The organism is Bacteroides sp. AF39-16AC (assembly GCF_003602735.1).
GTDB classification, from domain to species: Bacteria; Bacteroidota; Bacteroidia; order Bacteroidales; family Bacteroidaceae; genus Bacteroides; species Bacteroides uniformis.
This window is the reverse complement of sequence record NZ_QTLN01000013.1, coordinates 56,519-63,878: the sequence shown is the minus strand read 5'-3', so window position 1 is coordinate 63,878 and position 7,360 is coordinate 56,519. Positions and strand designations below refer to the sequence as shown.

Here is a 7,360-nt window from a genome sequence, read left to right as displayed (position 1 = left end):
TCCTGGGTCTGCATACCAATATACGAAATTACCAGAGTTTTCGCGGAACTTGGTACGTTTGGTAATGTAAAATCACCATCTACACCGGTAATAGCACCAATTTGTGTACCTTTTACCAATACAGAGGCTCCAATAACTGGCTGCCCGTCTTCTTCAGAAATTACAACACCTGTAACCTTCTGGGTTTGGGCAGTTACTAGGCCTATTCCGACAAAAAGACAGGCCAATAACAGCATTAATTTTCTTTTCATAAATTCTCTCTTAAAGTTTAACTTTACATTAATTGTTTCTTTACTCTAACAAAGTGCAAATATATTAATAAAACTGAAACGAACAACTATTTTATTGAAAAAACCTTGTAAATCTATCAATTTGTTAATTAAACATGCCACTTTATGCTTAATAACAGATTTTTCACACTTAAAAAAACTAAACTGGCTTATGTTTACTATCACTATGATTCCCTCTTTTAGGATGATTTTTCCAAGAAATACACATATTTTAAAACAAAATGGTTAATAAATAAGCCGCTAAAACAGAGAACGGACCTGATTTTGAAACAAATTGAGAGTTCCCGGAGGCTAAATACCGATTAATAGCTAAACACAAAAAGACACTTTTTAGAGATATTAATTCTTATTCTAATCCCATCGAGCACAGAATATCGTCTTATTTGTTATTGGTATTAATTAAAATCAAGTAAAATGAGTAAGATTATTTACAATCTAGTGTACAACAGAAAAAGAAGCCTGAATAAAAAAGGAATGGCATTGGTACAAGTAGAAGCCTATTTGGACAGAAAGAAAAAGTATTTTTCAACCAAAGTTTATTTAAAGCCAGAACAGTGGGACAATAAAAAGCTTATTGTGAAGAATCATCCTAATGCAGATGCGCTGAATAGATTGATATATGAGTTCATGGCTATGATAGAAAAAAAAGAGTTGGAATTGTGGCAGCAAGGAAGGCGTATTTCATTAGAGTTACTAAAGGATGTTTTGAGCACAAGCGAAAACAAAACCTCTTTTATTCCTTTTTTTAGGCAAGAGATAGCAAACTCTACTCTAAAAGAAAGTACAAAACGAAATCATCTCTCCACTCTTTCATTATTACAACAGTTCAAAAAGGATGTAACCTTTTCTGATTTAACATTCGAATTCATATCCTCCTTTGAATATTTCTTGCAATCAAGAGGTTATCACACAAATACGATAGCCAAACATATGAAGCATCTGAAGCGACATATAAATGTCGCCATCAACAAGGATTATATGGAGATACAAAAATACGCTTTTCGAAAGTACAAAATTAAAACTATAGAAAACAAGCATACGCACTTATCTCCTGAAGAGTTGGAGAAGTTGGAGAAATTAAGCTTGGCTGGCAGATATACTAAATTGCAAAAGACTTTAGATGCATTCTTGTTTTGTTGCTATGCAGGAATGAGATATTCTGATTTTATCAGTTTATCACCCGATAACATCGTGGAGATTCGTCAAGAAACCTGGCTAATTTATAAATCCATAAAGACGAGTACAGAAGTCAGATTACCTCTTTATCTCTTATTCGAAGGAAAAGGGCTTGTTATTCTGGACAAATATCGGGATGACTTACAAAGCTTCTTTCATTTAAGGGATAACTCTAATGTGAACAAGGATTTAATTGTGATTTCCCGCCTAGCTGGTTTATCAAAAAAAATTTCATTTCACACTGCTCGCCATACTAATGCAACACTATTGATTTATAATGGAGTAAACATCACAACGGTGCAAAAATTATTGGGGCATAAAAGTGTTAAAACCACACAAGTGTATACAAATGTAATGGATATGACTATAGTGCATGATTTAGAAAAGAACCATGCACTCATGCCTTTGCCTAAAAAAACACGAACTTAGCATAGCCAATACTACACTTTCATATCGTTAGTCATATACTTCTCCTTTAAAGTCTGTTCATTCACTATTCAGTTTCAGTTTGCTCGCTGCAAACTTACTGCATACGTTTTGCAGTACCACTGCATATTGTTTGCAGTATCACTGCATATTGCTTGCAGCCGCGCTGCATATTAGTTTGCAGTACCACTGCAACAGCTTTGCAGTATCGCTGCAATAGGTTTGCAAAATTTTGCAGTAAGAAACTACTGAAAATCAATCAGGTATAGTGTAGTGCTAATAGAAGATTGACATTGGTGTGTTATCAATATTTAAGGCTGGTTGGAGGTGTGGAAGCAAATTTTGCTTCCACACTTTTGAGTTGCTTCCACAGCACTTGTAATACCGATGAATAAAGGAATACAAGGAGTGGGTGGAAGTGTGGAAGCAGAAATGATGAAAACTCTTATGAAGAAACAACAGTTGTCTTGATTATTTGGCTAATCACAAAGTTTTGAGTTTACTGTTTTTTGAAGCTATTGAAATATTCTTTTACATAGACTTTAGTACTTTCGCTAATAAAATGACAATGTAGAGTAAATGCTTCATCGAAAGCAGTTAGGATGATAGATGTTGACAAAAGATATTCTTCATATAAGAGAAATAATCATTTAAAATCTTTAAGCAACGTATTAACTTTATGATATACATATGATAACCAAGTCATTAATTCAACAAATAGTATCACAGCAGTAAGGTTTTATGCATTGTACCCCTATACACATACCTTGTGAGAAAGGAAATTTCGCTATAGTGATTTCTATTACATGGTATAATTGCTTGATTATTAATAAAATAAAAGAGTTGTAGTTCCGCGAAAACTTTGGTGATTTCGTACATTGGTATGCAGACTCAAGAGGTTGATATTAAGCCGAATATAAAAGTATTCATGCGTTCCGATTCTGAGATGCTTGATGAGGTAATGGTGGTAGCTTACGGTACAGCAAAGAAGTCTGCTTTTACAGGTTCAGCCTCTGTGATCAAGTCTGAGACATTGGAGAAACGTCAGGTCTCCAACTTATCGAATGCACTTTCCGGTACTGTATCTGGTGTGCAGACACAAAGTACAAATGGCCAGCCGGGTACGAGTGCGACAGTTCGTATTCGTGGTATCGGTTCTATGTATGCCAGCAACAATCCTCTGTATGTAGTGGATGGTATTCCTTATGAAGGAGATATCTCCGCTGTCAATTCACAAGATATTGAATCAATGACCGTATTGAAAGATGCCGCAGCTGCTGCCTTGTATGGTGCACGTGGTGCAAACGGTGTTATTTTGGTTACTACAAAGAAAGGTAAGAGCGGTGATACGCAGATTTCTTTAGACGCCCGTTGGGGAGTCAACTCCCGCTTAGTGAAAAACTATGATGTATTGCAGAATGCAAATACCTATATGGAGACTGCATATTCTGCTTTGTATAACGGATACCTATATAATAGCGGATATACAGCAGAACGGGCTTATCAATTGGCCAATGCAGACTTGTTTCCAAAGCTGGGCTACCAAGTTTATACCATACCTGATGGACAATATCTTATTGGCCGGAACGGCAAGTTGAACCCTTATGCAACTCTGGGATATAGTGACGGTGACTATTATTATACACCGGATAACTGGTCTGATGAGATGTTCCAAAGTAATTTGCGCCAAGAGTATAATCTTAGTGTTTCTGGTGGTTCGGACAAATTAAGCTACTATCTGTCTGCCAGTTATTTGAATGATGAAGGTATTATTGAAAATTCAGGTTTCGAACGTATCTCCACTCGTATGAACGTGGATTATCAGGCTAAAAAGTGGTTGAAGCTCGGAGTTAATCTTAGCTATTCAAATGTAACAAGCCGTTCACCGGGCGATCAGGATACCGATGCTGCTACTTCTTCCGGTAATGCGTTCTTTGTTGGTAACTTTATCGCACCAATCTATCCGATGTATGTACGGAATGCAGACGGCAGTTTCCAATATAATGCCAATACTGGCTATCATGTATATGACTATGGTGATGGTTCAAGTACAAACTTCACCCGTAATTTTATGAGCATGTCCAATCCTATGAGCGGTTTCCTTTATGATACTGAAAAATATCTGATGGATATTCTGAATGGGAAATGGTATGCAAAGATTGATATCATTGACGGTTTGTCATTGACAGCTTCTTTGGGCTTGCATATTGACAACACACGCCAGCATAGTGTGGGTAACAAGTATTATGGTCAGTCGGCTTCCTATGGCGGTTCTGTTATGCAATACTCCTCACGCGTTTATTCGCTTGACCAACAATATCTGTTGAATTACAAAAAGACATTCGGCAACCATAACTTGGATATTCTTGCCGGCTATGAAAGTATGGACTTCAACACGGAAAGTCACTATATTTTAGGATATAACATGTATAGTGACAAGAACTGGACTGCATCTAATGTTATCGACCGCAAGAATGGTTCTGGCAGTTACAATGAATATGCCACAATCGGTATCATTACACGTGCCAGCTACGATTTCAATGAAAAATATTATGGTAGTGTTTCTTATCGTCGTGATGCTTCTTCACGCTTCCATCCGGATAACCGTTGGGGTAACTTCTGGAGTGTGAGTGCAGCATGGGATATGGCAAAAGAAAACTTTATCAGTCAATACGATTGGATCAACATGCTGAAGCTGAAGGCTTCTTTCGGTCAGCAGGGTAATGACAACCTCTATTATAAGGGATATACAAACTACTATCCGTATCTGGATCAGTTCACGGTTAGCGGGTCTGACGGTGTATTCTCTGATGGTGTGCTCTACTACAAGGGGAGCAAAGATATCACTTGGGAAACATCCAATTCATTCAATGTAGGTGTGGATTTCGCTCTTTTGGGAGGACGTATTGACGGTACAATCGAATACTTCAACCGCCAGACTAAGGATATGTTGTATTATAAACCGGTAGCGATGTCTAACGGTTATACCCAACTTCCTATGAATATCGGTTCGGTACGCAACTCCGGTGTGGAAATTGAATTGAACTATACTCCTATTGAAACTAATGATTTAAAGTGGGTGATCAATTGGAATGGAACATTGATGAAAAATAAGATTCTTGAGCTGCATCCGGATTTGAAAGGAGAGATGATTGATGGTTCCTATATTTATCGTGAAGGTGAATCTTTGTACCAGATGTATTTGACAAAATATGCAGGGGTAGATCCTGATTCCGGCGAAGCTCTGTATTGGGCAAAGGACGAAAACGGTGTAGAGTATAAGGATAAAGATTGGTCTGCTGCCTACAATTCCAATAGACAAGCTTCCGGTGACCTGTTGCCTACTATCTATGGCGGTGTCGGTACAACATTGGAGTTCCGTGGCTTTGATTTCTCCATCCAGTGTGCTTATCAGTTGGGTGGTACGATTTATGATAGTGGCTATCAAGCTTTCATGCATGGCGGTGACTCCCACTACATGGGATATAATTGGCACAAGGATATCTTGAATGCATGGACACCGGAGAATAGAAATACCAATATTCCGCGTGTAGATGCCATTGATAAATACACCAACTCTTCATCAGACCGTTGGTTGACAAGTTCTGATTATTTCTCTATCAACAACATCACCCTGGGCTATACTTTACCTAAGAGATGGTTGAGAAGTCTGGGTATCGGAAGCTTGCGTATTTACGGTGCGGCTGACAATGTGGCTCTTTTCTCTGCCCGTAAAGGGCTTGATCCACGTATGAGCTACACAACAGCTTCTACAGATAGATATACGCCTATACGTACTATTTCCGGCGGTTTGAAAGTAACATTCTGATAATAGTTCAATAATAAAATACAGAAAAAATATGAAGAAATTATATAAGATAACACCGTATGTTATGCTCGGTTTGATGGTAGCTGGATGTACAGATCTGGATACAGAACCGCTGAGTTCGACTATTACATCTAACCAAAAGGAAGAAGTTGTTGAATCTGATCCTTCCAGATTGGAAGCCAGCGTAGCAGCCGTGGCTGCAAATTTCACCCAATATGCCAAAATCTACACAGAAGATGACAATGTGCATAGTGATATAGGTTATCCGACCATTATGCTGGCCACGGAATCAAGAGGTACGGACATGGTGGCAGATATTACTGGTTATAACTGGTATTCCAATTCAGCCGATTACAGTGACTGCTTGAATACAAGTACAGCTACCATTGAATTCTGGGGTACATTGTACAATCAGATTTTTACAGCCAATAACGTAATCGGTACTGTAGATAACGAAACTGAAGATCCTACGTTACAATATTATCTGGCGCAGGCATTAGCTGTCCGTGCTTTTGACTATTTTACGTTGATACAGTTGTATCAGTTCAATTACAAAGGACATGAGAGCGCTATGGGTATGCCTTTGATTACAGAGCAGAATGCAACAGAAGTTGCAGCCAATGGCTGCGCCCGTTCTACTGTGCAAGAAACTTATGATTTTATCTTGGCAGACCTGAATAAAGCTATTGAGCTGCTGACAGCCACTACAAAAGAACGTGATGACAAGCGCTATGTCAGCTTGGATGTCGCTTACGGTATCCGTGCCCGTGTCTATCTGGCAATGCACAACTATGCGGAAGCTTTAAAGGATGCGGAAGCTGCACTGGCCAAAACTACTGCCACTCCATACTCCCGTGCTGATGTAAGCAAGCCTTCATTCATTAATATCGAAGACAATTCATGGATGTGGGGTATCTTGATTACAGAACAGGACCGTGTAAGTACAACCGGTATTTGTAATTTCCCTTCACATATGGGCTCTTTGAATTATGGTTATGCTTCTGTAGGTGGATGGCGTAGAATCAGTCCGAAACTCTATAGTGAGATTCCTGCCAGTGATGTCCGCAAGGGATGGTTCCTGAACGGTGAAGGTGTATCTGCCAATTTGCCTGCTGCGGCCCAAACATACATTACTGGGAAAAAGGCACCTGCCTATACACAAGTAAAGTATGGGGTGCTGAATGACCAATGGGGAACTGACAACAATGCTACGGATATAATATTGATGCGTGTTGAGGAAATGTATCTTATCAAGGCTGAGGCACAAGCTATGAGTGGTAATGTTAGTGGCGGTGTATCTACCCTTAACTCGTTTGTTACTGCATATCGTGACCCGTCTTATCAGTGTACAGCCACTACACCGGAAGCTGTGCAGGAAGCTGTTTGGCAACAACGTCGTCTTGAATTCTGGGGAGAAGGTATGGCATATTTTGATATTATGCGTCTGAACAAGGGAGTCAACCGTTTAGGCTGCGGCTTCCCGACTACTGCCGTATTTAATATTACAGCAGGTGATCCGGTTCAGATTTACAGTATTCCTAATAAGGAAGTACAATATAACCCATTATTGGAGAACAATCCGCTGGTTTCGGCACCTACACCAATACCTGATGTAGAATAATGTATATGTTAACTATTA

The 7,360-nt window shown here is 39.0% G+C and carries 4 protein-coding genes; 3 read left to right on the top strand and 1 reads right to left on the bottom strand.

From position 1 onward, the window contains the following. A partial coding sequence (locus DW039_RS21290) for a carboxypeptidase-like regulatory domain-containing protein (protein WP_243635027.1) occupies positions 1-251 on the bottom strand: 251 nt, incomplete at its 3' end. A 453-nt stretch (positions 252-704) separates the two neighbouring features. On the opposite strand from DW039_RS21290, the gene DW039_RS12180 reads away from it, so the two are divergent. The 3 genes from DW039_RS12180 to DW039_RS12170 all read left to right on the top strand — a co-directional run bounded on the left by DW039_RS12180 (position 705) and on the right by DW039_RS12170 (position 7,342). Beyond that, on the top strand, positions 705-1,895 hold the full coding sequence (locus DW039_RS12180) for a site-specific integrase (RefSeq protein WP_005824324.1): 1,191 nt from the start codon (positions 705-707) through the stop codon (positions 1,893-1,895). A gap of 859 nt (positions 1,896-2,754) precedes the next feature. Then, positions 2,755-5,721, top strand: coding sequence for a SusC/RagA family TonB-linked outer membrane protein (locus tag DW039_RS12175; RefSeq protein ID WP_081027245.1), 2,967 nt, complete (start codon positions 2,755-2,757; stop codon positions 5,719-5,721). Positions 5,722-5,752: 31 nt separating this feature from the next. Continuing rightward, positions 5,753-7,342, top strand: coding sequence for a RagB/SusD family nutrient uptake outer membrane protein (locus DW039_RS12170; protein WP_117713634.1), 1,590 nt, complete (start codon positions 5,753-5,755; stop codon positions 7,340-7,342). The last annotated feature ends 18 nt before the right edge of the window (positions 7,343-7,360 follow it).